This window comes from Mucilaginibacter sp. MD40 (assembly GCF_002288635.1).
Taxonomy (GTDB): Bacteria; Bacteroidota; Bacteroidia; order Sphingobacteriales; family Sphingobacteriaceae; genus Mucilaginibacter.
This window is the reverse complement of sequence record NZ_NRSW01000001.1, coordinates 1,941,779-1,967,398: the sequence shown is the minus strand read 5'-3', so window position 1 is coordinate 1,967,398 and position 25,620 is coordinate 1,941,779. Positions and strand designations below refer to the sequence as shown.

Here is a 25,620-nt window from a genome sequence, read left to right as displayed (position 1 = left end):
ATATTAAAAACTAAAGTCATGGGTGTTACTCGTTTAAAAAGAAAAGATAGAAGAAATAAAACCACTTCTCGTTTAGAAGTTCAGTTTTTAAAACTGGCTACCAACATTGAATTAGGCAGCCGTTCTGCGCAGAAAAAAGGCAACCAGATTGAAAAAAACAACGAGGTTTTAGCTAAAGCTGCTGCTAACAACTAATCTTTTTTGAAGGAAATTAAAAAGGCGTATCGTTAACCGATACGCCTTTTTGTATTTGCAATATTTTTACAACAACCGCCCTACTGGGAAATTCTCTTTATTGTATATCTCTTTCCAGTAATCGCGCACAGCCTTAAGATTTGGCACGTTGTACGATTCCTTTACCAGTTCTGCGAAATCAGTTCTTACCTGGCCTTTGTTAAGCCTGCCTAAAATAGCGTCGTTGTATGACGCAACCACCAGTTCAAATACATGAAACCTGGCGTCATCATCTAAATCGGCGCTTTTATAATAGTTAATAAATTCGGCTACCCTGGTTGGGTCAGAATTTACAATCCCCCAGTCTTGCGTATCGCCTGGGTCAAACTCTATCTTTAAAGCCTTACAAACTTTTTTTAACGATTCTTCTACACTCATTATTTCCTTTTCAATATTTCCTTATTAATCCTTCCTATCAACCCGGGCCCTTCATAAATAAAGCCTGTGTAAAGCTGCACCAACGATGCTCCGGCGTTTAACTTCTCTATGGCATCTTCAGCAGAATGAATACCGCCCACACCAATTATCGGAAACGCACCTTTAGATACCTCATACAAATAACGTATCACTTCGGTAGATTTTTTAGCCACCGGTTTGCCGCTTAGCCCACCCATTTCATTTTTGTGCGGAGAGGTTAAGCCTTCCCTGTCAACGGTAGTATTGGTAGCAATAATACCCGCGATACCGGTTTGTTTAACGATATCGGCTATATCATCCAGCTGCGAATGGGTTAGGTCAGGCGCGATCTTAAGCAGTATAGGGCGACTGATACCATTTTTACTATTGCACTGCTGCAGGGTGTTCAGGATATGCATCAGGGGTCCTTTCTCCTGCAACTCGCGCAGGCCGGGTGTATTGGGCGAACTTACATTTACCACAAAGTAGTCAACCACATCAAACAACCTGTCGAAACATTTAATGTAATCGCTTACGGCATCCTCGTTAGGGGTTACCTTATTTTTGCCAATGTTTCCGCCAATAATCAGCGCTTGCTGACCAGGCTTTACCGAACGCCGGTAAGCGGCTATACGTTCAGCGGCAACATCAACGCCCAGGTTATTAAAACCCATACGGTTTATGAGCGCGCTATCTGCCGGCAGGCGAAACATACGTGGCTTAGGATTACCGGGCTGCGGCAAAGGCGTAACGGTGCCCACTTCTACAAAACCAAACCCGAGGTTACCCATTTCGGCTATCATCTCGGCATTTTTATCAAAACCTGCCGCTAAGCCTACCGGGTTTTTAAACCTCAAGCCAAAAACCTCGCGCTCAAGCCGCTTATTATCTATTCCCCATACCCATCGGCTTAATGCCGCGCCACCTGGAAACCGGTTAAACCGCTTTAAATTTCGGGTAACAAAATAATGCACTTTTTCAGGATCGAACTTGAATAGTAGCGGCTTGATGAGTTGATACATGCCGCGAAGTTAATTAATTTGAATAGCGAACACGAAATTTCCAACGTCGAATGATGAAGTATGTGCCTGATATTTCATGATTCATTATTCGGGGTTCGTAATTCGTTATTAACTACTTATCCTTTCAGCTCTTACCCCAAAACCGTATCTTTGCGCCCGAAATGATAGCTATAAATAACCTTACGTTTGAGATTGGTGCGCGCGCGCTGTATGATGAAGCTAACTGGCATATAAAACCCGGTGAAAAAATCGGCCTTATCGGCGCTAACGGTACCGGTAAAACCACATTACTAAAGCTAATAGTTGGTGATTATAAGCCAACATCGGGCACGATATCAATGGCTAAGGACCTTACCATGGGCTATCTTAACCAGGACCTGCTATCCTACTCGTCTGATAAAAACATTGTGCATGTGGCAATGGAAGCCTTTGAGCGCCAGAACCAACTGCATGACGAGATAGAAAACCTGCTGAAAAAGCTGGAAACCGATTACAGCGAAGACCTATTAAACAAACTAAGCGACAAACAGCACGAGTTTGAACTGCTTGATGGTTATAACATTGAATATAAAGCCCACGAGATATTAGCCGGTTTAGGTTTTAGCGAGGCCGATTGCCAGCGCAAACTAAGCACGTTCTCGGGTGGTTGGCGCATGAGGGTAATGCTGGCTAAGATACTTTTACAGGCACCGGATATTTTGTTACTAGATGAGCCCACCAACCACTTGGACTTACCCTCTATTCAATGGCTGGAAGACTATTTAAAATCTTTTGAAGGCGCTATCATCATTGTATCGCACGATAGGTGGTTCCTGGATAAAGTGATCAACCGCACGGTGGAGTCGCGCAAGGGTAAGCTTACCGTTTACGCAGGTAACTACAGCTTTTACCTCGAAGAAAAAGAGCTTCGCTCAGAGATACAACGTGGTGAGTTTAAAAATCAGCAGGCTAAAATACGCCAGGAAGAGCGCCTGATAGAACGTTTCCGCGCTAAGGCCTCTAAAGCGAAAATGGCGCAATCGCGTATCAAAATGCTGGATAAAATGGAGCGTGTTGAAGATGTGGATGATGATAACCCTGAGGTGAACTTCAGCTTCAAATTCAGCAAGCAATCCGGCAGGCATGTGGTAACTTTAGAACATATTACCAAAAAATATCCGGGCATTGATATTTTGGAAGATGCCGAAGCGGTAATAGAGAAAGGAGATAAGATAGCGCTGATAGGTGCCAACGGTAAAGGTAAATCAACCCTGTTACGCATTGTTGCAGGGGCCGATAAAGACTTTGAAGGCACCGCGCAAACCGGCCACAATGTTACACAAACCTTTTTTGCACAGCACCAACTGGAAAGCCTGCACCTGGAAAACCAGATCTTACAGGAATTGCAATCTTTCGCGCCAAAACATACCGATACGGAGCTGCGCTCGATATTAGGCTCTTTCCTGTTTACCGGCGATGATGTGTTTAAAAAGATAAAGGTACTATCGGGTGGTGAAAAATCGCGTGTGGCATTAGCTAAAGCGCTTACCGCCGATGCCAACTTCCTGGTACTGGATGAGCCTACCAACCACCTGGATATGGCTTCTGTGAACATACTGATACAGGCATTACAGCAATACGAGGGTACGGTGATAGTAGTATCGCACGACAGGTACTTCCTGGATAATGTGGCCAACAAAATTTGGTTTATTGAAGACCAAAAGATCAAACAATACCCCGGCACTTACCAGGAGTATGATGAATGGTATGCCAAACGTAAGCTGGAACCAAAAGCCGCGCCTGCACCTCAGCCTAAAAAGGAAGAGAAAAAGCCCGATCCGGTTAAACAACCCGCTGATAACAAAGCCCAACAATTAAAAAAGATGAACCAGGACCTTACTAAATTAGAAGAGTTGGTAGGTTCATTGGAAAAAGAGGTAAAAAACCTGGAAGCCCAGCTGGCTGATACCAGCCTTTACAACCAGGCAGATAAGCTCCAGAAACTTACCGATACTTACCAGCTTAAAAAGCTGGAAATGCGTGAGCAGCAGGCCCGCTGGGAAGCCCTCGCCGAACAGATAATGGAACTGGAAGGTTAACCTATATTTAAACAGGCGGTTGCACTCACAACCGCCTGTTTTGTTATCATACATTCATGAAAATACATATCATGGGGGCTTCATGCGCGGGCTCAACTACATTGGGAAAGGCGTTGGCACAGCACTTGGACTGGCCCTATTTTGATACCGACGACTATTTTTGGCTACCATCGGCCGTACCGTATACCCAAAAACGCGATCCCGTGGAGCGAAAGGCCATGCTGCTTGCCGATTTTGAGGCAGCAGATAATGTCATTGTTGGCGGCTCATTGGTAAGCTGGGACGATAGCTGGCTTACGAAATTTGACCTGGTAGTATTTCTTTTGATACCACATGAGATACGCATGCAACGCCTGGATGCCCGTGAAGTAGAACGCTATGGCGACCACATTTTTACCGACCCGGTAAGGGTGCAGCTTTACAAAGATTTCAGGGACTGGGCCAAGGGCTATGACGATAACACCACCAACGGCCGCAATTTAAACGTACACCTGCAATGGCTGGAGCGCTTCCAATGTCCGGTTCTTAAGATAGAAGGCGACACTACAGTTGGGGAACGGATAAACAGCGTGTTGGAGGCGATGGAAAGCCTGTAATTTAAAAAAGCATGTTATTGCGAGCGATAGCGTAGCAATCTTATAAGTATTGTGGTCTTGTCCTTTAAGATTGCCACGTCGTTCCTCCTCGCAATGCCATGGATTCGAGTATAAGTATCCTCAACTTACTCCATCGAAATAAATTCCGCGTCGCGGCGTTTTTGTTTTTATCTTGCATTAATGAAAAGTCTGCTAACCGGCCTGTTGATCTGTTTTTGTTTGTTAGCCCGGGCCCAAAACCTCCCCTACCAAAACAACGTTTACCGGCACGAAATAAAAAGCGTTGAGTTTTACAATTCAGCAAAGCCGGCATCATTCCCCATCATTAACCTGGGAAGCGGCGAAACCGTAACACTTGGTTTTGACGACCTGAGCGGTGGCACTCGCACTTTTAATTATACCCTGCAACACTGCGATGCCAACTGGCAGCCATCTAACCTCACCACTGCCGAATACCTGGAAAGCTATACCGACGACCGTATTGATAACTACACCTATTCAAGTGCCACCTATCAAAAATACACCCATTACGAAATAAAGCTTCCCAACCGTAACATCATTCCAAAAATTTCAGGGAACTACATCCTCAGGGTTTATGAAGACGGCGATCAGCAAAAAATGGTGCTTACCCGTCGCTTATATGTAGTTGCCCGCAAAACAGCCATATCAGCCACGGTACAGTCATCAAACAATGTCGCGCTAAGGTCTACAAATCAAAAGGTAAATTTCACGGTAGATTGCTCGGGTTTACAGGTACAGAACCCAAGAACGGAGATACGGATATTGGTCATGCAAAATGCTCGCCCCGAAACCGGGCTTATGAACACTGCCCCTACTTACATTCGTGGCCAGCAACTTATTTACAACGACGTAAGCATTAATGATTTTTCGGGCCGTAACGAGTTCAGGCACTTTGATACCCGTACGCTCAAACTTAATTCAGACAGGGTAGCAAAGATCTATAAAGATACGGCTAATACGGTGATGCTACTGGGCGACCCCAGCCGCAACCTGCCCAATTATACCTTGTATTATGACAATGATGGTAAATTTTTTATCATCAACCAGGATGGTAGCGACGCCCGCCGCGATGCTGATTACGCGTACGTATACTTTACACTCCACGCGAATAAAAGCCAGGCCGAAGGTACGCCATACATTGTTGGGCAGTTTAACGACTACCAGCTGGATGACAGAAGCAAACTGCAATACGACGACCGCGGCCGGTGGTATACCCGCCTGCAACTCAAACAGGGCGTATATGATTACCAGTACATTTGGGTAGATAAAGCCACCAAAAAGCCGGATGATACTTTACTGGAAGGCAACTATTTTGAAACCGAGAACGAATACCAGATGCTGGTTTACTACCGGCCGGTGGGCTCACGCTATGAACAATTGATAGGCTTTGGCATGCTGAATAGCGTAAAGCAGTAGTTGCTATGTTAGCATAGATTTTTGCTACTTAAAACCTATCTTTGCGGCATGAAAGGAAAATCGCCCAAAGAATCACATACCATTATGAATGAGCTGGTATTACCCAATGATACCAATACGCTTAACAATTTAATGGGTGGGCGGCTGTTACACTTTATGGATATCGCGGCGGCTATTTCGGCTCAAAAGCACTGCAACCGTATTGTGGTAACCGCGTCTGTAGATAATGTTTCTTTTCACCATCCCATAAAACTGGGCGATGTAATTACTATTGAAGCCCGTGTTTCGCGCGCGTTCACTACCTCGGTTGAAGTAAGGCTTGATGTATACGCCGAAAATATACCATCGGGTACCAAAGTAAAAAGTAACGATGCTTATTACACTTTTGTGGCCCTGGATCAGAATGGCCGGGCCATCCCTGTGCCGCCTTTAGTACCCGAAACAGAGGCTGAGCAGGAACTTTTTGACGGAGCTCTTCGCCGCCGCCAGTTAAGGCTGGTATTGGCGGGTAAAATGAAGGCCGATGACGCTACCGAACTAAAAGCGCTATTCTTTGCTGCCGATAAAAAATAAAACCGCAAACATCATATAAACTTGTCCGGTTATCTTTTTATGGATGAGCGGATAAAAGTAATACAGGGCGATATTACCAAACTAAGCGTTGATGCTATAGTAAATGCAGCCAACAGCAGTTTATTAGGTGGCGGAGGCGTTGATGGTGCCATACACCGGGCAGGCGGCAAGCAAATTTTAGAAGAGTGCATTGCTATACGCAACCGGCAGGGTAGCTGCCCTACAGGCGAGGCCGTTATCACTACCGGAGGTAATTTACCGGCCAAATTTGTCATACACACTGTTGGGCCGGTATGGAATGGCGGTAAACATAACGAAGAAAACCTGTTAGCTAATTGTTACCAAAACAGCCTGCGGCTGGCTTTAGCAAACGGTGTTAAAACCATCGCTTTCCCCAATATCAGTACCGGCATATATCATTTTCCTAAGCCTTTGGCGGCACAAGTCGCGGTGAACACTGTTGATGCCGCTTTGCAAGCCAATCCGGCTATTGAGCAGGTACTATTTGTTTGCTTTGATAGCGACAATTATGAACTGTATACCAAGCTCACAGGCTAAAATATTATTCGCCGGCAAGTTGGAGGATATGGTCAAACTCTTCGCGTTTTACAGACATTACCGATAGACGGCCCTGCCTTACCAAGCCAATATCTTTCAGTTGCTCGTCGGCTTTTATTTGCTCCAGTGTAACGGGCTTTTTAAGGCTTTGTACCGGCTCCAGATCAACCACTACCCAGTTGGTATCGTCAGTAGTAGGGTCCTGGTAAGCTTCTTTCACCACCTTGGCTATACCCACTATCTCTTTTCCCTCGTTACTATGGTACCACAACACCAGGTCGCCTACCTGCATAGCACGCAGATTATTACGTGCCTGGTAATTACGCACGCCATCCCAAAAGGTACGGCCCTCCTGGTTAAATTTTTCCCAGCTATATTTAAACGGTTCTGATTTTACCAACCAATGGTTCATGTTTACGGCTATAAGTGTGTTTTAAGATCACAGTTGTGAACACAGCAAATTTATCAAGAACCTTGGTAATTAAAACCGGTAATATTTAAATTAAACCAGGTGCTCCATAGCTACCTTGTTTAAAAGCTGCTCGTTTAACACGGCTATGCTTTTACCGGTCACTGATATAAGTTTGTTTTGAATGAATTCATTCGTCACTTTAAAGAGCGTTTCGTAAGATACCGCCGCGAATGACGATAGGTCTTGCCGGGTAAGTTCAATATCAATGGCGCCCGCTGAGGTGGTTCCGAATTGCTTTTTAAGCGTTAATATGGCCAATGCTATGCGTTCTTTTACCTGCATATGTACCAGGTTACGCATACGTTTCTCTGAGTCCTGCAGTTGGTTGGCAAAAAACTTCATGAGCGAATAAGTAAGCTGGGGATTCACCTTTAATGACGACTCAAAAAACTGAAGATCAATAAAGCACACTGTAACAGGTTCTATAGCAGTGGCCGATACCGGGTATACTGGTTCATCGCCCAGGCCCATATGGCCCAAAATATCACCGGCACTTGCAAAACGCAGTATGATCTCCTTATCATCATCCCAGCGTTTATGAACCTTTACTTTTCCTGAGTAAACAAAATACATCCCCGCAACTGCATCTCCTTCACTAAAAATCCGTTGGTTCTTTTTTACAGAGAAATTCTTTTTGTTCGCGGCAATGGCCGGTATCCATTCATTAACACAGTGTGTACATAAGTAACAACTTTTTAAATTACAACCAACGCGACTTTCTTTCATACAACTAATTGCAAAAATACCCGGAAACAAGTTCTATTGATCAGATACCATATCCTGTTTCATGGTGGCGAGATACTCATCCGCAGAAAACTTTCCCGACCCAATAATGGCAAATAATATCAACAACAAGGCTGCAACTACAGATACCCAAAAGTCGCTATTGAACGGCGATCGCAGATCTTTTAGAATAAATAAAGCGGCTATAACTACGGGTAGTTGGAATAACGATGCCAGGCGGGTGTACAATCCTAATATGACAAGCGCTCCACCCGATAAATGTACCAGCACTACATAACACATTATTACATTAATTAAGGTTGTTGACAAAGCCGCGAGCTCCTGCCCGGCAAGCAGTTTTTCAAGATAATTAAGATTAACCAGGAAAGCACATCCTTTAAGCAGTAAAAAAAACCGAATAACACACGCAATACGTCTGCTACTGCCGGGAGGTGTTTGCTGCCGCGGGGCCTTGTTTTATTTACCGTATTCATAGCCACTATGCATCATTACTTAATACAGTTTCTTACCATATAGGCTACGCTGCTCCATTGTACCGATATAAAAACAAGCCCCTACCATAAATATGATGAAGCCGGTGTAGGTTAACCACGGAAATGAGAGAATACCATTAACGTTGATGGTCCAATTGTGCGAATCAACCGCGTTAATGTGATTTAGATTACGGAAGATCAAACATCCGGCGATCATGATAACTGCTCCGAGTATCATCATCCAATAGCTACTTTTTCTCATTTTTATTGTTTTAACAATTATTTTATTAATATTTTTGTACAAAAATGAATAAATAATATTGTATAAACAATGAAAAAATTAAACGGTTTTAATTATTCAACCGGTATACCTGTATCTCCTGCTCTTCCTGAACCTGATGATCGCGGCCCTAAAACCCGTTACTTAAAGGCACGTTTGCTGCGCATTTGCTTATACGCGGTAGTGGTTGCTATTACTATAAGCTTTATAGCCAAGTTTTTGGTAATATTGATTAACCTGGTAACTAATATTGCCTTCTTCGGAGAGTTTGATTTAGGGTTTCATAGTCCGGCCGGCAACCACCTGGGCCTATGGGTTATTATCATACCCGCAATAGGTGGCTTAGTTGTTGGCTTAATGGCTCTGTATGGGTCTAAGGCTATAAGAGGGCACGGCATACCGGAAGCTATGGAGCAAATACTCGTTAACCAAAGCAAAATAAAACCGTCTATCACTTTTTTAAAGCCTGTATCATCTGCCATAGCTATTGGCACAGGCGGGCCTTTTGGCGCGGAAGGCCCCATCATAGCCACAGGCGGGGCATTAGGTTCTACACTTGGCCAGTTGGTTAAAATTACTTCAAGCGAACGCAAAGTAATATTGGCTGCCGGTGCAACAGCGGGCATGTCTGCCATATTTGGTACACCCATCGCCGCTGTTTTTTTGGCTATTGAACTTCTGCTGTTCGAGTTTTCGCCAAAGGCCATACTGCCCGTAGCACTCGCCTGTATTACCGGGGCGGCGGGCCACCATTTATTATTTGAGGCCGGGCCGGTATTTGAAATGCCGGCACTAAGCGTACCAAATAACCAGGCACTGGCTATTTATAGTTTTATAGGTTTACTAATAGGTTTCCTTTCACTGGCTCTGACCAAAGCTGTTTATGTAATTGAGGATTGGTTTGAAAAACTCCCCATCCATTGGACGCTGTGGCCGGCCATAGGCGGTTTAGCAGTAGGTTTGGTTGGATACTTTTACCCACATACATTGGGGGTTGGTTATGATAATATCACAGGCTTACTCTCCGGTAATTTACCCTTATCTCTTGTATTGGCACTTTGCTTTTTCAAGTTTCTGTCATGGGCAATAGCGCTGGGCAGCGGCACATCCGGTGGTACACTTGCACCTCTCTTAACTATCGGAGGAGCATCAGGCAGTATAGCTACTGCGCTTATTTTGAACTTCTTTCCGGATTGTGGGATTAATATCCCTATGGGTGCGCTGATAGGTATGTCTGCCATGTTCGCGGGTGCGTCACGGGCCTATCTTACAAGCGTAACTTTCGCTTTAGAGGCTACCATGCAATCGCACGCGCTACTGCCATTATTAGGGGCTTGCACGGCATCGTACCTGGTTTCGTTCTTCCTGATGGAAAACACTATTATGACAGAAAAGATAGCCCGCCGTGGTGTTATCACCCCAGATTCATACGAACCTGACATTCTTCAAAGAATTACGGTAACACAGGTAATGCGTAAATATGATATTAAATTATATGACGAGATGAGTATAGGCGAGTTGAAAGATTGGCTTACCACACACCATGTTAACGATGACGCACTTATTCTGCTGAATGCAAATAATAAATATAGCGGCGTAGTAAAACTGATGGATGTTTTTAACTTAAGGCATAACGACCATACCCCAGTAAAAGCGATAATGTATGCAAATACCGGTTATTTGAGAGAGACTGATCTGTTGAGAAATGTGGTAGAACTCATGGCTTGGAAAAACACCGACTTGCTACCTGTAATTAATAACGACCAAATAACCGGGGTAGTTGGTTACGCGGATATTTTGTCGGCATACAAGCAGCATTTTGAAGATACCGAAACCGAAGGCACACATATTTCGCTGAAGCGCGAGAGATTAAAGATCTTTCTTAAACGTCGTATCAGGCTCAATAAACAATCGCGAACGGTTTAATGTTTCAATGTATTATTTTAAACATTAGTTCACGCATTAAACCGCCATGATCGGTGTTGGAATCAACACCTTTGCTTTTTAGATCGTACTCACGCAGGTAACTGATCACCTGGAATACTTTGCCCAGGTTATAGCCACGCGCTGCCTGTTCATAGTCTTTCAGAAAATAGGGATTTACTCCCAGTTCACGGGCGGCATTTGATTTATCTTTTACGTAATGATAAGCCAGCACCTTACTGAAAAAGTTATTGAGGTTGCCTAAAACCAATACTATAGGGTTGGCTTTGGGGTTCGCTTCAAAATAGTTCACTATCTGGTTAACCTTGTAAGCATCCTTTTTCACCAGGGCGGCCTGTAGCTCAAACACGTTATATTCCTTGCTGATGCCAATATTGTCCTGTATATCTTTCAGGGATATTTCCTGCCCCTGGGCTATATTGAGCATCAGTTTATCCAGTTCATTAGCAATTTTTGATAAATCATTGCCCAGATATTCGGCCAGCATAGCGCTCGCCTGCTGGCTTATTCGGTATTTTTTTTCGGTGATGTAAGCTTCTATCCAACCGGGTATCTTATTGTCATATAAAGCGGTTGATTCAAATATCAGCCCATGCTTATCAATGGCCTTGTAAGTTTTTTTACGCTTATCAAACTTCCCGTACTTGTAACAAAACACCAAAATGGTGCTCTGTAGCGGGTTTTCCAGATAGGCCAGCACTGGGTTAATACCCTTCTTGTCATCATCATCCCGTCCCCACTTCATATCCTGGGCTTCTTTCACTATTACTACCTGGTAGTCGCTCATCATAGGGTACCGCTTGGCAGCGTTAATAGCGGTCATGATGTCCGTATCTTTACCGTATAGCACCGTTTGGTTAAAACCCTTTTCGGCGTCAGACAGCAGGTGATGCTCAATGTAATTACCAATAAGATCAATGTAATATGGCTCCTCGCCATGCAGCAGGTACACTGGTTTAAATTTACGGTTCTTAAGATCTTTGATGATATCCTGCGCGGTAGCCATGGGTGGCTCAAAATTAAAAATTCAAAATTAAAAAGCACCCACATTGTGGATAAAAGCACAGTACTTTTGACTATTTACTTTTTACTTTTGACTTCATGTTAGAGCCGCTCAATCTCCCGCCCTATCCTTTTAAATTAACTGACGACAACGGGCGACTGAGCATTTTTGATGAGCTAAGGAAAAAGCAAATAGTGCTGACCCCAGAGGAGTGGGTGCGCCAGCATTTTGTACAATACCTCATCAGGGAAAAAGGCTACCCCAGAGCGTTGATAAAACTGGAAGGCGGCCTAAAACTCAATGGCCTTGCCAAACGAACAGATATTGTGGTTTTTGATACCGAAGGCCGAAAAATATTACTGGTAGAGTGTAAAGCGCCTGCCGTTAAAATAACACAACATACCTTTGACCAGGCGGCGCGTTACAATATGGTACATAAGGTCCCTGTTATGGCAGTTACCAATGGGCTGGCGCATTATTATTGCCGTATTGACCATACCGCGGCAACTTATGCCTTTTTGCAGGAATTGCCGGCTTATCCCTTATCGTACTGATACCGGAACCAGGTTCTGTATCTTTTCCATCAGATCCTCGGGTTTAAAAGGCTTGGCCACGTAATCATTCATGCCGGCATTGCTAACCTGCTCACGTATATCAAACAGGGCCGATGCCGTTAAGGCGATGATAGGAATGTTAGCCTTCGCCGGATCATGCATTTTACGTATCTCAACGGCCGCGTCAAAACCGTTCATTACAGGCATCTGCAGGTCCATCAATATCACATCAAAGTTTCCGTATTGTACAATCTCTACAGCGCGCTCGCCATTTTCAGCAATGGTTGGCACTATATTCCATTTAGAGAAAAGCTTTTTCATTAGCATGACGTTCACAGGGTTGTCTTCCGCTATGAGCACACGCAATTGTTCAACGTTAATTGATGAGGCAGGTACCAATTCATCCTCTTCGAACCTGATGGCTGGTGCCACAGCTACACCACTCCTTGCCGAACGTGCTTTTTCGGCATTCTGAGTAATGGTTTCTGTTGATACCGTGAACTCCATATTGAATGAGAACTCTGAACCCTGATTTTCTACGCTATTCACATACATCTGCAAGTTTTGCAACTCCAGCAGGCGTTTCACAATAGCAAGGCCTAAACCTGTACCGCCATACTGGCGAGTAGTAGTAACCGACTCCTGTGTAAAAGGCTCAAAAATAGTTTCGAGGTTTTCTTTTTTAATCCCGATACCAGTATCTTTTACAGAAAAGCTTACGGTTATGTTATTGTGCCGGTCCTCAATACAGGTAACCCTTACCCATATGCTGCCCTGCGAGGTAAATTTAATGGCATTACTTACCAGGTTAAATATGATCTGTGTTAAACGGGTGGGGTCGCCGAACACGATCTTGCGTCTTAAAGAACTGTCAACATCCAATTTAAAAATCAAGCCCTTTTCCTGCGCTTTGATCATTTGCCCCCCGCAGATATTCTGCATAAGGTCGACCAGGTTAAACTTGATCTTTTCAAACACAATCTTACCCGACTCTATCTTATTAAAATCCAGCACATCATTTACAATAGCCAGCAGGTTATTGGCCGAAAATTTAAGTATCTCCAGGTTTTCGCTTTGGTCGGCACGCGGGTTGTTCATCAGCAACAGGTTACTCATCCCTATTACCGCGTTCAAAGGAGTGCGTATCTCATGCGACATGGTCGAGAGAAATTCAGACTGTGCCTGTGATGATTTTTCGGCCTTTTCAATCGCTTTTTCAAACTTAATGTTAAGCGCAGCCTGCTCTTCCCCTTTTTCCTTAAGCTGTTTAATGTTAGCTATAAAGGCATTGTAAAAGTGGCTGTGAATAAATATGATGAGTATAAAATTCACAAAAACGGCTATGATAATGGTTGAATCGTCGGCACGCTCTGGTTTAAGGCTGATAAAGTAATTATGATCATACTTCATCACCATAAACAGTAATACAGGCAGCAGGTTAAGCAGCGAATAGAACATCCCCCAGTTTTGCCCAACCATGTAAAAGCTGAATACAATAATGAGGATGATTACCTGTATGGTAATTACATTAACATCCTGCAGTATGACAAATACGCTTGACAGGTTAACAAGCGTACCAATAACCAGCGTAAAATGGGAAATAGTAAGTAGATGCGGCTTATAAGTAAGATATTTAAACAGCACTATAATGGAGCCCAGCACCACTCCTGTAGTTACAGTCATTATTTGTAAGCCTTGTAAATAAACACTTACAAAGAGTGCCGATAAACCCACTATAACCAGTAAAAAACCATAATAAAGCAAGCGAATACGCGCCTTATCCAGAAACGATTTTTCACCGGTTAGTATCTTGCTGATAGAAAGGTTTAGAAAATTCACTTTTTTCCGGCGATAATGATCAAACTAAAATAGCAATTAGCGTTGTAATACGCAATGCTTACACAGGTTTATGCGCCGCAGGTAATGCAATTAATTTGCCAATCCCCGTAACCCTTCTTCCACTATACGTAATTTTGCTTCGGCATCGGCTTTCTTCTTGCGTTCGTTTTCTACAACATCAGGTTTAGCATTAGCCACAAAGCGCTCATTTGATAATTTGGCATCTACCGTTTTCAGGAAGCCTGTGAGATATTCCCTCTCTTTTTCGAGGCGTTCTTTTTCAGCATCCGCGTCAATTTCAATATTCAGCGTTACAAAAAACTCATCTGTACCCGCGATAAAGGTGTTTGCCCCCGCTACCGGCTCACTTACAAAACTCATCTCGCTAATGTTAGCAATGTGAATGATAATGTCGCGATAGCGATTATAATCGATATTACCGTTTGCCTTAACAGCCAGCGGCAATGTCTCTTTCGGCGACAAGCCTTTGCTGTTACGAATATTTCTTACCTGCGCTATAGCCTGCTGTACAACTTCCATTTCGGCAATAAGCTGTGTATTTATCTCCCCAATTGTTGGCAACTGTGCAACAATGCAACAGTCCATATCGGCACGTGTGCCAAACAACTCGTCGTGCCATAACTCTTCCGTCAGGAAAGGCATAAATGGGTGCAGCAGTTTCAGGATATTTTCGAAGAATGCTACCGTTGCTTGGTACGACTCCGCATCAATGCGTTGTTTCTCAACATTTTGTTGGTAAGCTGGTTTCACCATTTCCAGGTACGACGAGCAGAAATCGTCCCATACCAGTTTATATGATGCCATTAAAGCTTCGGATAAGCGGTACTGACTAAAGTTCTCTTCTATTTCGGCAAGCGCCTGGTTAAAACGGCTTTGGAACCACTCAATAGCTACCGAATTATTTGCTTTGATGCTGTCGTCAGCCTCCCATCCTTTTACCAGCTTAAAGGCGTTCCAAATTTTATTACCAAAGGCACTCCCCTGCTCACAATATTTTTCATCAAACATCAGGTCGTTACCCGCAGGTGAGCATAAGAGCATACCTACACGTACACCGTCGGCACTGTGCTTGGCTATCAGATCAAGCGGATCGGGCGAGTTACCTAATGATTTTGACATTTTACGGCCCAACTTATCCCGTACGATGCCGGTTAGGTAGACGTTGTTAAACGGCTTTTGCTGGCGCAACTCATGCCCCGCCATGATCATACGTGCCACCCAGAAGAATAAGATCTCCGGCGCGGTAACCAGGTCATTTGTTGGGTAGTAATAGTTTATCTCAGCGTTATCAGGGTTACGTACACCATCGAATACTGAGATTGGCCACAAGCCCGATGAGAACCAGGTATCCAGAACATCCTCGTCCTGTGTAAGATCATCTATCGTGTATGATGCATTTAGCTTTTGTGCCTCTGCCAGGGCCAATTCTTTGGTTTTGGCAACCACATATTCGCCATTTGGCAGGTAGTAAGCCGGTATTTGCTGTCCCCACCACAACTGGCGACTAATATTCCAGTCGCGCACGTTTTCCATCCAGTGGCGGTAGGTGTTGATGAATTTCTCAGGGATCAGTTTTACATCGCCGTTTAAAACATATTCCAAAGCAGGTTGTGCCAATTCTTTCATTTTGCAGAACCACTGCATAGAAAGCTTTGGCTCTATTACTGCCAATGTACGTTCAGAAACGCCGATCTGTGAGGTGTAGTCCTCCGTTTTGGCTAAAGCACCTGCTTCCTCCAGCATTACCGCAATTTTTTTACGCGCGGCAAAGCGGTCTTCACCAACTAATATCTGCGCTTTCTCGTTAAGCGTACCGTCATCATTCAGGATATCGATGACAGGCAGGTTATGGCGCTGGCCCAATTCATAATCGTTCAAATCATGCGCAGGTGTAACCTTTAAACAGCCGGTACCAAAATCCATGGTCACGTACTCATCCAGAATAATCGGGATTTCGCGGTGAATTAGCGGGATATTTACAGTCCGACCATGTAGATGTTTATAACGCTCGTCATTAGGGTTGATACATATCGCAGCATCAGCCATAATAGTTTCGGGACGAGTTGTAGCTATAATTACAGGAGATTCAGCTTCGTAGTTTGTAGATTTAGTAACGGCAGTCCCTACTAAATGATACTTGATAAAGTAAAGCTTCTGATTAACTTCTTTACGCTGTACCTCCTCATCACTTACCGCGGTTTTACCCTGCGGGTCCCAGTTGATCATGCGGACGCCACGGTAGATGAGGCCTTGTTTATGCAGGTGAACGAAATAGTCGATAACGGCTTCGCTCATATCCTCGTCCATGGTAAACTTGGTACGGTCCCAATCGCATGAAGCGCCTAACTTTTTAAGCTGCTCAAGTATGATACCGCCGTACTTATTCTTCCAATCATAAGCATGTGCAAGGAATTGCTCACGGGTAAGGTCTTTTTTGCTGATGCCCTGCTCTTTTAGCATAGCCACTACTTTTGCTTCGGTAGCAATGCTGGCATGGTCTGTACCCGGTACCCAGCAGGCGTTTTTGCCTTTCATGCGGGCACGGCGTATCAGCACATCCTGTATAGTATTGTTAAGCATATGACCCATGTGTAGCACGCCGGTAACATTGGGTGGCGGAATAACGATGGTATATGGCTCGCGCTCGTCCGGCACCGAACGGAAAAATTTATGATCTAACCAATACTGATACCACTTTTCTTCTGTTGCTGCGGGTGAATAGGTCTTTGCAATACTCATAGCCCGCAAAAATAACAAATCCGTTGGCTGAAGCCAATGGGAATGAGATTATTTAAAACATATCTCCGTTGGCTGAAGCCAACGGCAATGAGATTGCCCTCCCAAATCATTGCCGTCCCATTCATGGACGGATTGCAGACGATCAAAATCCGTCGGCTGAAGCCAATGGCAATGAAGTTTTCCATGCATAATCATTACCGCCCCATTCATGGGAACGGACTGCTGGCAATGACCAGCCTCAATCCTTAGAACCGTTATAAATTAACTCAGGCACTACTTTCGCAACAATAATTTTACATAGCTGCGTTATTAGGTTAATAAACTTCAACAACATGAGAACATTGCCTGCAAACCGCTTACTGGCAGCTATTATTAGAGTGTCGAGGTTATCCGCCATCATCAATTGGTTTAACCGCTAAGTTTTTCCTGGCGCGGCCCACTTGCCTCAACGCGCATTAATTTTTTAACTTTAGCTTTTTACTGATTAATTATGAAGTTAAAGTTCACGCATCTGATGCTCGCAGGCAGTTTATGCCTTACCGCGACGGTTTATGCCGCCAATGGAGATAAGCCTGTAAAAGGGCGAACAACCGCTAACCCTCCTAAAAAATTTATCGATCCGGCCAACATGGACCTATCGGTAAAACCCGGGGACGATTTTTTTGAATACGCCAACGGCGGATGGATAAAACAGAACGCCATACCAGCAAAAGAAACCCGCTGGGGAAGTTTCAACATCCTAAGGCAAGAAAACACCGACCGCCTACTTTCGCTCCTCGACGAGGTAAGCAAAAACCCTAACTCGCCTAAAGGCAGCTTAAAGCAACGTGTTGGCGACCTTTATGCCAGCGGGATGGATAGCCTGGCTATCGAGAAAAAAGGTTACTCGCCTATCAAACCTGACCTGCAAAGAATTGATAAAATCAGCGACCTCAATGGCGTTATCAATGAGCTGGTATATGAGCGTATGAATGGCATAGGCAGCCCGCTGTTTGGTTTTGGTGTAGGCCAGGACTCTAAGCATGTAGATAATTACATTACGCAATTACGCCAGGGCGGCACCAGCCTGCCCGACAGGGATAATTATTTGAAAGATGATGCTCGTTCTAAAAAGATACAGGACGCCCTTAAAACCTATATCACTACGCTGTTTGAACTAACCGGCACTCCTAATGATGCGGCCGCAAAAAACGCTAATACCGTTTATGATATAGAGAAGAAACTGGCTTCGGCTCAAATGAGCCGTGTAGCTATGCGCGACCCTAATGTTACCTACAACAAATTTTCGGTGGCCGATTTCAGCAAAACCACCCCTCATCTTAACTGGGTAAAGTTATTACCTATGATGAAGGTAAACGGCCAGGACACCATCCTGGTGGGCCAGCCTGCTTTCTTTAAAGATATTGATGCCATGTTAACGGCCATATCTGTTGAGGATTGGAAAACCTATTTAAAATGGAACGTGCTAAAAGGTGCGGCGTCATCACTAAGCTCTCCTTTTGTTAATGCCAGCTTTGTTTACAGCAGCGCGTTAAGCGGCCAAAAAGTACAAACCCCGCGTAACGAACGCATGAGTGGCCTGGTGGATGGCAGCCTGGGCGAATTGCTTGGCCAGCTTTATGTAGAAAAATACTTTACCCCCGCTGCCAAACAATACATGATTGGCCTGGTAAATAATCTGAAGGTTACCCTTGGCGACCGCATTAAGCGTTTAGAATGGATGAGCGATGCTACTAAAGAAAAAGCGTTGCGCAAACTCAACGCCTTCACCGTTAAAATAGGCTACCCGGATAAATGGGAAGCTTATGATGGCGTAGTGATCGACCGTAACGATTATGCCGGCAATCTTAAACGCCTGTCTATCTGGCGCTATAACTTTAATGTTACCCGCCTGGGTAAACCGGTTGATAAGACCCGCTGGGGCATGACGCCGCCAACCGTTAACGCGTATTACAATCCAACTACAAACGAGATCGCCTTCCCTGCCGGTATATTGCAGTTTCCGTTCTTTGATTTTAAGGCGGATGATGCGGTAAACTACGGTGGTATTGGTGCCGTTATCGGCCACGAAATGACCCACGGTTTTGACGACCAGGGCCGCCAGTATGATTCTGACGGCACACTGCGCGACTGGTGGACCAAAGAAGATGCCGATAAATTTAAAGTGCGTGCCACACAGGTTGAGAACCAATACAATGCCTTTACCGTGTTAGATACCATGCATGTAAACGGTAAACTTACCCTTGGCGAAAACCTTGCCGACTTGGGCGGTTTAAATATTGCTTACGAAGCGTTTAAGAAAACCAAACAAGGTAAATCAAACACTAAGATTGATGGCTTTACGCCTGATCAGCGTTTCTTCCTGTCATGGGCACAGGTTTGGAGAGGCTCGCAAAGGCCGGAGGCTGCCGCGCAACGCATCCTGACAGACCCGCATTCGCCAGAGCAATTCCGTACCAACGCGCCAATTACCAATATGGATGCCTGGTATACCGCTTTTGACGTTAAACCCGGTGATAAAATGTATAAAAAACCTGAGGATAGGATAAAGGTGTGGTAATATAGTGAGCAGTGATTGGTGATCAGAGATTAGTTGCGAAGCCCGGCATTTAACGCCGGGCTTCGCTTTTTTAAATGGCTTCCATCATTTTTAAAGCCGCTATAGCAATACCATTATCCGGGTATTCTGATAAGATCTTCTTGTATAGTTCTTTTGCCTCTGCACCCCGGCCCATTTGGCTAAGGGTGAAAGCCTCGTTACAAAGCCCCATCTCCCGATAACCCATTCTTGACGAACTGAAAAGCGTGATAAAACGGTATTTATCTATCCAGGCATTGCGTTCAAAGTAGCTTACACTCTTTTTAAAGTAAGCAAGTGCCTGCTCATAATGGTTCTTTTTAAGGGCCGCAATACCTTTGCGATGATCTGTTGCAATGAGCCATCTTAACAGGTACAAAATAGCCCAATAGGCAATAAAGGCATATAAAACATCCATGCCTTCTTCCGCGAATTGCGAGAAACCCCATATCAGTAAAAAGATGAGTAATATTTGCGGTATGGTATACCACCATACAATTTTTCCTCTCACAAATGGTACGTTCGCCATAGGTAAAATATTTTCGCTAAATTAAATTTTTCATTACAATAATCTTACCACCCGTCGACATTTCCATCCTGCTGTGTAACACGCAAAATCCTATCTTTGCTGCACTGACTTCATTATGATCATACACCAGTTTTACGACAAAGGGCTGGCACATGCCTCTTATGCTATTGTGCGCAGTGGAAAAATGATAGTAATTGATCCTGCACGTAACCCGCAGCCATATTATGACTTCGCTACGTTGCATGAGGCAAATATCTTAGGCGTTATAGAAACACACCCGCATGCTGATTTTGTAAGCGCGCACCTTGAGCTGCACCAAACTACCGGCGCCACCATTTACGTGAGCAAACTGGCAGGCGCAGCCTACCCTCACGAAACCTTTGATGAAGGCGACGAAATAAAACTGGAAGACATAAAGCTCAAAGCCCTTAACACGCCCGGCCACTCGCCTGATTCTATTTGTATTTTGGTTGAGGACGAAAGCGGAAAAGATTGCGCCATATTTACCGGTGATACGCTTTTTGCAGGAGATGTTGGCAGGCCCGACCTGCGCGAAAACGTTGGTAACATTACCGCGAAGAAGGAAGAACTGGCCAAAGCCATGTACCACTCTACCCGCGAAAAACTGATGACCCTGCCTGCCGAAGTAACCGTATACCCTGCACATGGCCCCGGCTCACTTTGTGGTAAAAGCATGAGCCCCGACCTGCAAACTACCATTGGCAAGGAACTACGCGAGAACTACGCGCTGCAATTAATGGATGAACTGGCATTTGTGAAAACCCTCACTGCCGACCAGCCTTTTATGCCCAAATATTTTGGCTACAATGTGGAACTGAACAAAAACGGCGCACCTGCCTTTGCGGAAACCATAGCTGCGGTTGACAGGCCTGCCGGAGATATTACTTTTGAAAAAGGATTACCCATTATAGATACCCGCAAACGGGAAGATTACCGGGGCGGACATGTACCTGGCTCATACAATCTGCAGGATGGTGAAAAATTTGAAACCTGGCTGGGCTCAATTGTAGGCCCTGATGAGCAATTTTATTTAATAGGTACCGATGATGACGCTTTGGATACGGTTATTGCCAAAGCGGCTAAAATTGGCTACGAGCGCCATATAAAAGCGGCTGTATTAACGCCTGCCACAGCAACAGAACAGTCGGCCTTAATTAGCTTGGAAAACTTCAAATCCAATCCCGATGGCTATACTATTGTTGATGTACGTAACTGGGCAGAGATTAATGCCGGCAAGCTGTTTTCAGATGCGCTAACTATCCCTTTGCCTGAATTGCGCGAGCGCGTTAGTGAAATACCCACTGAGAAACCTATAGTGGTACATTGCGCGGCCGGTTACCGTTCGGCAGCGGCGGTAGGCATTGTTAACGCGGTTATTAAAAATGTGCCCGTATATGACCTTGGTGAGGCAATAAATGATTGGAAATAATTAAACCTCTCCTTTCTTTAAAGCATCAACAGCATAATTAGCCGCGCGCGCGGTAAGTGCCATAAACGTTAACGACGGGTTTTGTGTGCCGGTGGATGTCATGCAGGCGCCATCGGTCACAAATACATTCTTGCAGGCGTGCAGTTGGTTCCACTTATTGAGCATAGATGTTTTGGGATCGTGGCCCATACGCACACCTCCCACTTCGTGTATGTCCAGTCCGGGGGCTTGTTTACTATCGTTAGTAGCAATGTTCGTGCATCCGGCCTTGTCTAACATCTCAGCGCCTTGTTGTAAAAAGTCTTTGAGCGATTTAATGTCGTTATCATCATAATCAACAGAGATCTGCAATTGCGGCACGCCCCATTTATCCTTCAAATTTTTGCTTAGTTGCACAAAGTTGCTGGCCTTAGGGATGGTTTCGCCCTGCATCATCATATAAATACCCCAAGGCCCGGCTTCGCCGATATTTTGCTTAAAATCTGCCCCTATCTGCGCACCATCTGTTTGGTGGCCCCATCCGGCACGGGTAGCGGTATAAAACACCATGTATCCGCGTAAAAAGTCTGTTTCCTGCTTGTGAACGTTCCTGAAGTTGGGCATCATCACCGCGGTCGGCCTCCGGCCATAATAGTAGCTATCCATCGGCCCATCAAAAGCGGCAGTTAGTGAGCCGCGGTAATTATGGAAGGCAATGTATTTTCCCAACAGGCCATTATCGTTACCCAAGCCATTAGGGAAACGGTTTGAAGTAGAGTTAAGCAGAATGAGATTACTGTTCAGCGTTGCGCCGTTAACAAAGATAATGCGCGCAAAATATTCTATGGCCTTGCCGCTGTGCGCATTTATAACCCTTACACCAACTGCCTTTTGCTTTTGCTCATCATAAATAATAGAATGCACAACAGAATCGGGCCTCAAAGTTAAGTTGCCGGTTTTAGCCGCCCATGGAATGGTTGATGAATTGGAACTAAAATACCCACCGAACGGGCAACCACGTTCGCAAAGGCTACGGGCCTGGCATTGCCCCCGGCCCTGTTGCAGGTGTATCTCTTTTGGTTGTGTAAGATGTGCGCAGCGGCCAATGATGACGTTACGGTCTTTATAGTTGGCCATAATGCGTTTCTGTATCTCTTTCTCCACCACGTTCATGGTCCATGCGGGTAAAAACTCACCATCGGGGAGGGTTTCTAAGCCATCGTGGTTACCGCTAATGCCCGCGAACCGCTCTACATGGCTGTACCAAGGCGCCAGGTCCTCGTATCTTATCGGCCAATCAACCGCGAAGCCATCCCGGGCGGGGCCTTCAAAATCAAATTTGCTCCAGCGCTGCGTTTGCCGGGCCCACAGTAATGATTTGCCACCCACCTGGTAGCCACGTATCCAGTCAAAGGGTTTATCCTGCACGTAAGGGTGCTCTTTGTCTTTTACAAAGAAATGCTCGGTGGCCTCACTATAGGCATAGCAACGGTCAACTACCGGGTTTTCCTGTTTAACCGCTAAAGGCAAATGGGTACGGTGCGGAAAATCCCATGGGTTTTTGGTAGCTGTAGGATAATCCTTCAGATGAACTACGTCTTTACCGCGCTCCAAAACAAGCGTTTTAAGGCCCTGTTCGCATAATTCTTTGGCGGCCCAGCCACCACTTATGCCCGAGCCTATTACAATAGCATCAAAAGTATTGTCTTTATAATTGTTCAGATTTACGTTCGCCATACGGTTTACATTAGCGAACGTAAGATAAACATTTACGCATTATTAAAGCAAGGCGCTTAAGGCCGGCCAAACGTTTTCTGCAACTATTTTATAACCTTCGGCAGATGGGTGAAACCTGTCCTGGAGATTAAGGTGCCGTTGCCCGGCAACGCCTTTTAAGATAAATGGCACCAACGGTATATGATTGGCGTCGGCTATGTTCTTGTAAATGGCGTTAAAGGCAGCTACCGCACCTCCGCTTGCAGCAAATGGTATTTGCATACCCAAAAGCAATAACCTTACTGCAGGGTAACGGTCACGTACCTGGTTAATGATCAATTGTAGGTTATGTGCTATCTGTGTTGCCGGTATACCGTGCCTCAGATCGTTTATGCCCAGTTCCAGCACAAATATATTAACCGGTTTACTTAGCCAATAATTAAGCCGGCCGAGGCCGCCTGCGGTGGTATCGCCGCTTACACCGGCATTGCTTATTTCGTATTCAAAACCTGCAAGCCGCATTTTATTATCCAGCAAAGCAGGAAATGACTCTTTAGCAGGATTTGCAAGACCATAACCGGCGGTAAGGCTATCGCCAAAAAAGAGGATGTGTTTCATTGCTGATCTCCTAAGTCCCACATACCCGGATGGTCGCGAAAATGACTGATATTCTCAATGATCTCCTCTATTTCTGTCGCGGTTAGCTTATCCTTACCATCAGGAGTATAGCTAAACATCTTGCCGGGGTCTTCAAAAGTAATAAAGCCCAGGTAATTGGGGTCGAGCTTTTTGTCTAACAAAAGTTCAGCTTCCTGGCGTTTCTCCAGCTCGTCATCTTCGTGTTCGCTCGCCATATAAATATTGTAGGTATAAGTAATAACCGGGTGCCCATTGGCCTTTGCCTGTATATTAGGTATTATTTTAATACTCTTACCGTCTCCAATACTAAAGTAAATTGGTGTCATCTCTCCTCACTTTATAGCAACAGAACAAATGCAATACCAATTAATTTGTCTTTAAAAGATAAATGCTATTTTAGGATAAACTTAACCCATACCGCATGAAAACTATTGACGATGAGCCGGTTCACTGGTCGGCAGCCCGTAAAATCGCTTTGCGCTTTTTCCTCGTGTTCTTCCTTTTATACATTTTCTTTAATCCCAACGGCGTACTACCCTATGTTGACGTTTTATATGAAAAGTACATTGAACCGTTCCACAGCCTTGTAGTTTGGCTTGGCAGCCATGTGCTGCATCTGGCAAAACCCATCACTACGTTTACTAACGGCAGCGGCGATACCACTTATGACTATGTGATCATGCTGCTCATTTTTGTGCTCGCAGTAGTATGTGCCATTATCTGGAGCCTGGCTGACCGCAAAACCCGCAATTATAACAAGCTATTTTACTGGCTTACGGTAGTGGTACGTTACTACGTGGCCATCACCATGCTTACTTATGGGTTTGTGAAGGTGATCAAGCTGCAATTCCCCTCGCCTGATCTTAACCGTTTGCTGGAACCCATCGGCGACGCATCACCAATGGGTTTGGCGTGGACGTATATGGGCTACTCCTACGGCTTTAATCTTTTCACCGGGCTTGGCGAGGTTACATGTGGTTTGCTGCTGTTTTTCAGGCGCACCTCAACACTCGGGGCCCTGCTTGGGTTGGTTGTGGCCGGCAACATTATGGCCATTAACTATGCCTTTGATGTACCTGTGAAGCTGCTGTCTACCATGTTAACAGTAATGTGCCTGTTCCTGCTATCTAAAGATGCCGCGAGGCTCATCAATTTCTTTATCCTTAACAAGCCCGCGGCTCCGGCCAACCTTACGCCGCATACTTTCAAGAAACGATGGGCTAATATCACTACCACTGTAGTAAAATATCTGCTCATCGTATATGTGCTTGCCGGTAATTTAGTAAGCGATATCCAAGCCATGAGCCAGTATGGCGATCATGCGCCTAAACCACCTCTATGGGGTATTTACCAGGTTAAAAGTTTTATACGTAACCATGATACCGTACCGCCGCTTACTACCGATACCATGCGTTGGAATAAACTCATACTACCCTATAATAGCACTGCGAGAGTAATATTTATGGATGATAGTACCAGATATTACAACTGGAAATTAGATACCGTTAAACACACGGTTGTAATGTTTCCCTATACAGATAGCTTAAACAAAGGCACATATACCTACAGCATGCCTAAAAAAGATGAGCTATTGCTTAAAGGGGTAAAACGCTCCGATTCTCTTGAGATATGGCTTAAAAAGGTAGACCTTAAAAAATTCAGGCTGATCAACAGGGGCTTTAACTGGATAAACGAATATCCTTATAACCGATAGAAAACTCTTTAAAACAAGATCGCCCCTGCAAATGCAGGGGCGATCTTGTTTA

The 25,620-nt window shown here is 44.8% G+C and carries 24 protein-coding genes; 11 read left to right on the top strand and 13 right to left on the bottom strand.

Annotation, left to right across the window (positions count from 1 at the left end; genetic code table 11):
- The first annotated feature begins 18 nt into the window (after positions 1-18).
- The gene (locus tag CKK33_RS08900; RefSeq protein ID WP_095703770.1) at positions 19-195 is read left to right on the top strand and encodes a spore protein; all 177 of its coding nucleotides are present in this window, start codon (positions 19-21) and stop codon (positions 193-195) included.
- 66 nt (positions 196-261) lie between these two features.
- Here CKK33_RS08900 and CKK33_RS08895 read toward each other — a convergent pair whose 3' ends face one another.
- On the bottom strand, positions 262-612 hold the full coding sequence (locus CKK33_RS08895; RefSeq protein WP_095703769.1) for a hypothetical protein: 351 nt from the start codon (positions 610-612) through the stop codon (positions 262-264).
- Positions 612-1,652: a quinone-dependent dihydroorotate dehydrogenase gene (locus tag CKK33_RS08890; protein ID WP_095703768.1), complete on the bottom strand. Its 1,041-nt coding sequence runs from the start codon at positions 1,650-1,652 to the stop codon at positions 612-614. Before CKK33_RS08890 ends, CKK33_RS08895 begins: the two co-directional genes overlap by 1 nt.
- A 161-nt stretch (positions 1,653-1,813) precedes the next feature.
- On the opposite strand from CKK33_RS08890, the gene CKK33_RS08885 reads away from it, so the two are divergent.
- The 5 genes from CKK33_RS08885 (at position 1,814) to CKK33_RS08865 (ending at position 6,894) form a co-directional block, all read left to right on the top strand.
- Positions 1,814-3,730: an ABC-F family ATP-binding cassette domain-containing protein gene (locus CKK33_RS08885; protein ID WP_095703767.1), complete on the top strand. Its 1,917-nt coding sequence runs from the start codon at positions 1,814-1,816 to the stop codon at positions 3,728-3,730.
- A 56-nt stretch (positions 3,731-3,786) separates the two neighbouring features.
- Positions 3,787-4,326: an adenylate kinase gene (locus CKK33_RS08880; RefSeq protein ID WP_095703766.1), complete on the top strand. Its 540-nt coding sequence runs from the start codon at positions 3,787-3,789 to the stop codon at positions 4,324-4,326.
- A 180-nt stretch (positions 4,327-4,506) separates the two neighbouring features.
- On the top strand, positions 4,507-5,763 hold the full coding sequence (locus CKK33_RS08875; protein ID WP_095703765.1) for a type IX secretion system plug protein domain-containing protein: 1,257 nt from the start codon (positions 4,507-4,509) through the stop codon (positions 5,761-5,763).
- 48 nt (positions 5,764-5,811) lie between these two features.
- Entirely contained in the window at positions 5,812-6,336 is a 525-nt protein-coding gene (locus CKK33_RS08870) for an acyl-CoA thioesterase (protein WP_095703764.1), read from the top strand.
- Between the two features lie 21 nt (positions 6,337-6,357).
- Positions 6,358-6,894: an O-acetyl-ADP-ribose deacetylase gene (locus CKK33_RS08865; RefSeq protein ID WP_233138177.1), complete on the top strand. Its 537-nt coding sequence runs from the start codon at positions 6,358-6,360 to the stop codon at positions 6,892-6,894.
- Between the two features lie 4 nt (positions 6,895-6,898).
- Here CKK33_RS08865 and CKK33_RS08860 read toward each other — a convergent pair whose 3' ends face one another.
- The 4 genes from CKK33_RS08860 to CKK33_RS08845 all read right to left on the bottom strand — a co-directional run bounded on the left by CKK33_RS08860 (position 6,899) and on the right by CKK33_RS08845 (position 8,845).
- Positions 6,899-7,306, bottom strand: a complete 408-nt coding sequence (locus CKK33_RS08860) for an EVE domain-containing protein (protein ID WP_095703762.1) — start codon at positions 7,304-7,306, stop codon at positions 6,899-6,901.
- A 90-nt stretch (positions 7,307-7,396) separates the two neighbouring features.
- Positions 7,397-8,092, bottom strand: coding sequence for a Crp/Fnr family transcriptional regulator (locus tag CKK33_RS08855; RefSeq protein ID WP_095703761.1), 696 nt, complete (start codon positions 8,090-8,092; stop codon positions 7,397-7,399).
- Between the two features lie 33 nt (positions 8,093-8,125).
- Positions 8,126-8,446, bottom strand: coding sequence for a DoxX family membrane protein (locus CKK33_RS08850; protein ID WP_233138276.1), 321 nt, complete (start codon positions 8,444-8,446; stop codon positions 8,126-8,128).
- 156 nt (positions 8,447-8,602) lie between these two features.
- On the bottom strand, positions 8,603-8,845 hold the full coding sequence (locus CKK33_RS08845) for a hypothetical protein (protein WP_143822933.1): 243 nt from the start codon (positions 8,843-8,845) through the stop codon (positions 8,603-8,605).
- Positions 8,846-8,914: 69 nt separating this feature from the next.
- Here CKK33_RS08845 and CKK33_RS08840 point away from each other — a divergent pair, with 69 nt between their 5' ends.
- A complete protein-coding gene (locus CKK33_RS08840; RefSeq protein WP_095703758.1) occupies positions 8,915-10,789 on the top strand; it encodes a chloride channel protein in 1,875 nt (624 codons plus the stop codon).
- A 4-nt stretch (positions 10,790-10,793) separates the two neighbouring features.
- Here CKK33_RS08840 and holA read toward each other — a convergent pair whose 3' ends face one another.
- The gene (gene holA / locus CKK33_RS08835; RefSeq protein WP_095703757.1) at positions 10,794-11,813 is read right to left on the bottom strand and encodes a DNA polymerase III subunit delta; all 1,020 of its coding nucleotides are present in this window, start codon (positions 11,811-11,813) and stop codon (positions 10,794-10,796) included.
- 95 nt (positions 11,814-11,908) lie between these two features.
- Between holA and CKK33_RS08830 the strand changes: the two genes are divergently transcribed.
- Positions 11,909-12,364 carry a type I restriction enzyme HsdR N-terminal domain-containing protein gene (locus CKK33_RS08830; RefSeq protein ID WP_095703756.1) on the top strand — a complete coding sequence of 152 codons (456 nt, stop codon included), beginning with the start codon at positions 11,909-11,911 and terminating at the stop codon, positions 12,362-12,364.
- On the opposite strand, the gene CKK33_RS08825 is transcribed toward CKK33_RS08830, so the two are convergent.
- Positions 12,353-14,203 (bottom strand): ATP-binding protein, encoded by a 1,851-nt coding sequence (locus CKK33_RS08825; protein WP_095703755.1) that lies wholly within the window; start codon positions 14,201-14,203, stop codon positions 12,353-12,355. The genes CKK33_RS08830 and CKK33_RS08825 overlap by 12 nt on opposite strands.
- 90 nt (positions 14,204-14,293) lie before the next feature.
- The gene (locus CKK33_RS08820; protein WP_095703754.1) at positions 14,294-16,963 is read right to left on the bottom strand and encodes a valine--tRNA ligase; all 2,670 of its coding nucleotides are present in this window, start codon (positions 16,961-16,963) and stop codon (positions 14,294-14,296) included.
- A 490-nt stretch (positions 16,964-17,453) separates the two neighbouring features.
- On the opposite strand from CKK33_RS08820, the gene CKK33_RS08815 reads away from it, so the two are divergent.
- A complete protein-coding gene (locus tag CKK33_RS08815) occupies positions 17,454-19,523 on the top strand; it encodes a M13 family metallopeptidase (protein WP_095703753.1) in 2,070 nt (689 codons plus the stop codon).
- A 70-nt stretch (positions 19,524-19,593) separates the two neighbouring features.
- On the opposite strand, the gene CKK33_RS08810 is transcribed toward CKK33_RS08815, so the two are convergent.
- Complete coding sequence (locus CKK33_RS08810) at positions 19,594-20,070, bottom strand: tol-pal system YbgF family protein (RefSeq protein WP_095703752.1); 477 nt, start codon at positions 20,068-20,070, stop codon at positions 19,594-19,596.
- A 115-nt stretch (positions 20,071-20,185) separates the two neighbouring features.
- Between CKK33_RS08810 and CKK33_RS08805 the strand changes: the two genes are divergently transcribed.
- Positions 20,186-21,520, top strand: coding sequence for an MBL fold metallo-hydrolase (locus tag CKK33_RS08805; RefSeq protein WP_095703751.1), 1,335 nt, complete (start codon positions 20,186-20,188; stop codon positions 21,518-21,520).
- On the opposite strand, the gene CKK33_RS08800 is transcribed toward CKK33_RS08805, so the two are convergent.
- The 3 genes from CKK33_RS08800 to CKK33_RS08790 are packed head-to-tail and all read right to left on the bottom strand — an operon-like array spanning position 21,521 to position 24,180.
- Entirely contained in the window at positions 21,521-23,236 is a 1,716-nt protein-coding gene (locus CKK33_RS08800; protein WP_095703750.1) for a GMC oxidoreductase, read from the bottom strand.
- A gap of 42 nt (positions 23,237-23,278) precedes the next feature.
- A complete protein-coding gene (locus tag CKK33_RS08795; protein ID WP_095703749.1) occupies positions 23,279-23,833 on the bottom strand; it encodes an arylesterase in 555 nt (184 codons plus the stop codon).
- Positions 23,830-24,180 carry a hypothetical protein gene (locus tag CKK33_RS08790; RefSeq protein ID WP_095703748.1) on the bottom strand — a complete coding sequence of 117 codons (351 nt, stop codon included), beginning with the start codon at positions 24,178-24,180 and terminating at the stop codon, positions 23,830-23,832. The genes CKK33_RS08795 and CKK33_RS08790 overlap by 4 nt, the downstream gene beginning before the upstream one ends.
- 95 nt (positions 24,181-24,275) lie before the next feature.
- Between CKK33_RS08790 and CKK33_RS08785 the strand changes: the two genes are divergently transcribed.
- Positions 24,276-25,568: a hypothetical protein gene (locus tag CKK33_RS08785; protein ID WP_095703747.1), complete on the top strand. Its 1,293-nt coding sequence runs from the start codon at positions 24,276-24,278 to the stop codon at positions 25,566-25,568.
- The last annotated feature ends 52 nt before the right edge of the window (positions 25,569-25,620 follow it).

Excerpts from the sequence above, each read along its gene's own strand:
- CKK33_RS08900 (WP_095703770.1), top strand. The coding sequence starts at position 19 with ATGGGTGTTACTCGTTTAAAAAGAAAAGATAGAAGAAATAAAACCACT.
- CKK33_RS08895 (WP_095703769.1), bottom strand. The coding sequence starts at position 612 with ATGAGTGTAGAAGAATCGTTAAAAAAAGTTTGTAAGGCTTTAAAGATA.
- CKK33_RS08890 (WP_095703768.1), bottom strand. The coding sequence starts at position 1,652 with ATGTATCAACTCATCAAGCCGCTACTATTCAAGTTCGATCCTGAAAAA.
- CKK33_RS08885 (WP_095703767.1), top strand. The coding sequence starts at position 1,814 with ATGATAGCTATAAATAACCTTACGTTTGAGATTGGTGCGCGCGCGCTG.
- CKK33_RS08880 (WP_095703766.1), top strand. The coding sequence starts at position 3,787 with ATGAAAATACATATCATGGGGGCTTCATGCGCGGGCTCAACTACATTG.
- CKK33_RS08875 (WP_095703765.1), top strand. The coding sequence starts at position 4,507 with ATGAAAAGTCTGCTAACCGGCCTGTTGATCTGTTTTTGTTTGTTAGCC.
- CKK33_RS08870 (WP_095703764.1), top strand. The coding sequence starts at position 5,812 with ATGAAAGGAAAATCGCCCAAAGAATCACATACCATTATGAATGAGCTG.
- CKK33_RS08860 (WP_095703762.1), bottom strand. The coding sequence starts at position 7,306 with ATGAACCATTGGTTGGTAAAATCAGAACCGTTTAAATATAGCTGGGAA.
- CKK33_RS08855 (WP_095703761.1), bottom strand. The coding sequence starts at position 8,092 with ATGAAAGAAAGTCGCGTTGGTTGTAATTTAAAAAGTTGTTACTTATGT.
- CKK33_RS08845 (WP_143822933.1), bottom strand. The coding sequence starts at position 8,845 with ATGAGAAAAAGTAGCTATTGGATGATGATACTCGGAGCAGTTATCATG.
- CKK33_RS08840 (WP_095703758.1), top strand. The coding sequence starts at position 8,915 with ATGAAAAAATTAAACGGTTTTAATTATTCAACCGGTATACCTGTATCT.
- holA (WP_095703757.1), bottom strand. The coding sequence starts at position 11,813 with ATGGCTACCGCGCAGGATATCATCAAAGATCTTAAGAACCGTAAATTT.
- CKK33_RS08830 (WP_095703756.1), top strand. The coding sequence starts at position 11,909 with ATGTTAGAGCCGCTCAATCTCCCGCCCTATCCTTTTAAATTAACTGAC.
- CKK33_RS08820 (WP_095703754.1), bottom strand. The coding sequence starts at position 16,963 with ATGAGTATTGCAAAGACCTATTCACCCGCAGCAACAGAAGAAAAGTGG.
- CKK33_RS08815 (WP_095703753.1), top strand. The coding sequence starts at position 17,454 with ATGAAGTTAAAGTTCACGCATCTGATGCTCGCAGGCAGTTTATGCCTT.
- CKK33_RS08810 (WP_095703752.1), bottom strand. The coding sequence starts at position 20,070 with ATGGCGAACGTACCATTTGTGAGAGGAAAAATTGTATGGTGGTATACC.
- CKK33_RS08805 (WP_095703751.1), top strand. The coding sequence starts at position 20,186 with ATGATCATACACCAGTTTTACGACAAAGGGCTGGCACATGCCTCTTAT.
- CKK33_RS08800 (WP_095703750.1), bottom strand. The coding sequence starts at position 23,236 with ATGGCGAACGTAAATCTGAACAATTATAAAGACAATACTTTTGATGCT.
- CKK33_RS08795 (WP_095703749.1), bottom strand. The coding sequence starts at position 23,833 with ATGAAACACATCCTCTTTTTTGGCGATAGCCTTACCGCCGGTTATGGT.
- CKK33_RS08790 (WP_095703748.1), bottom strand. The coding sequence starts at position 24,180 with ATGACACCAATTTACTTTAGTATTGGAGACGGTAAGAGTATTAAAATA.
- CKK33_RS08785 (WP_095703747.1), top strand. The coding sequence starts at position 24,276 with ATGAAAACTATTGACGATGAGCCGGTTCACTGGTCGGCAGCCCGTAAA.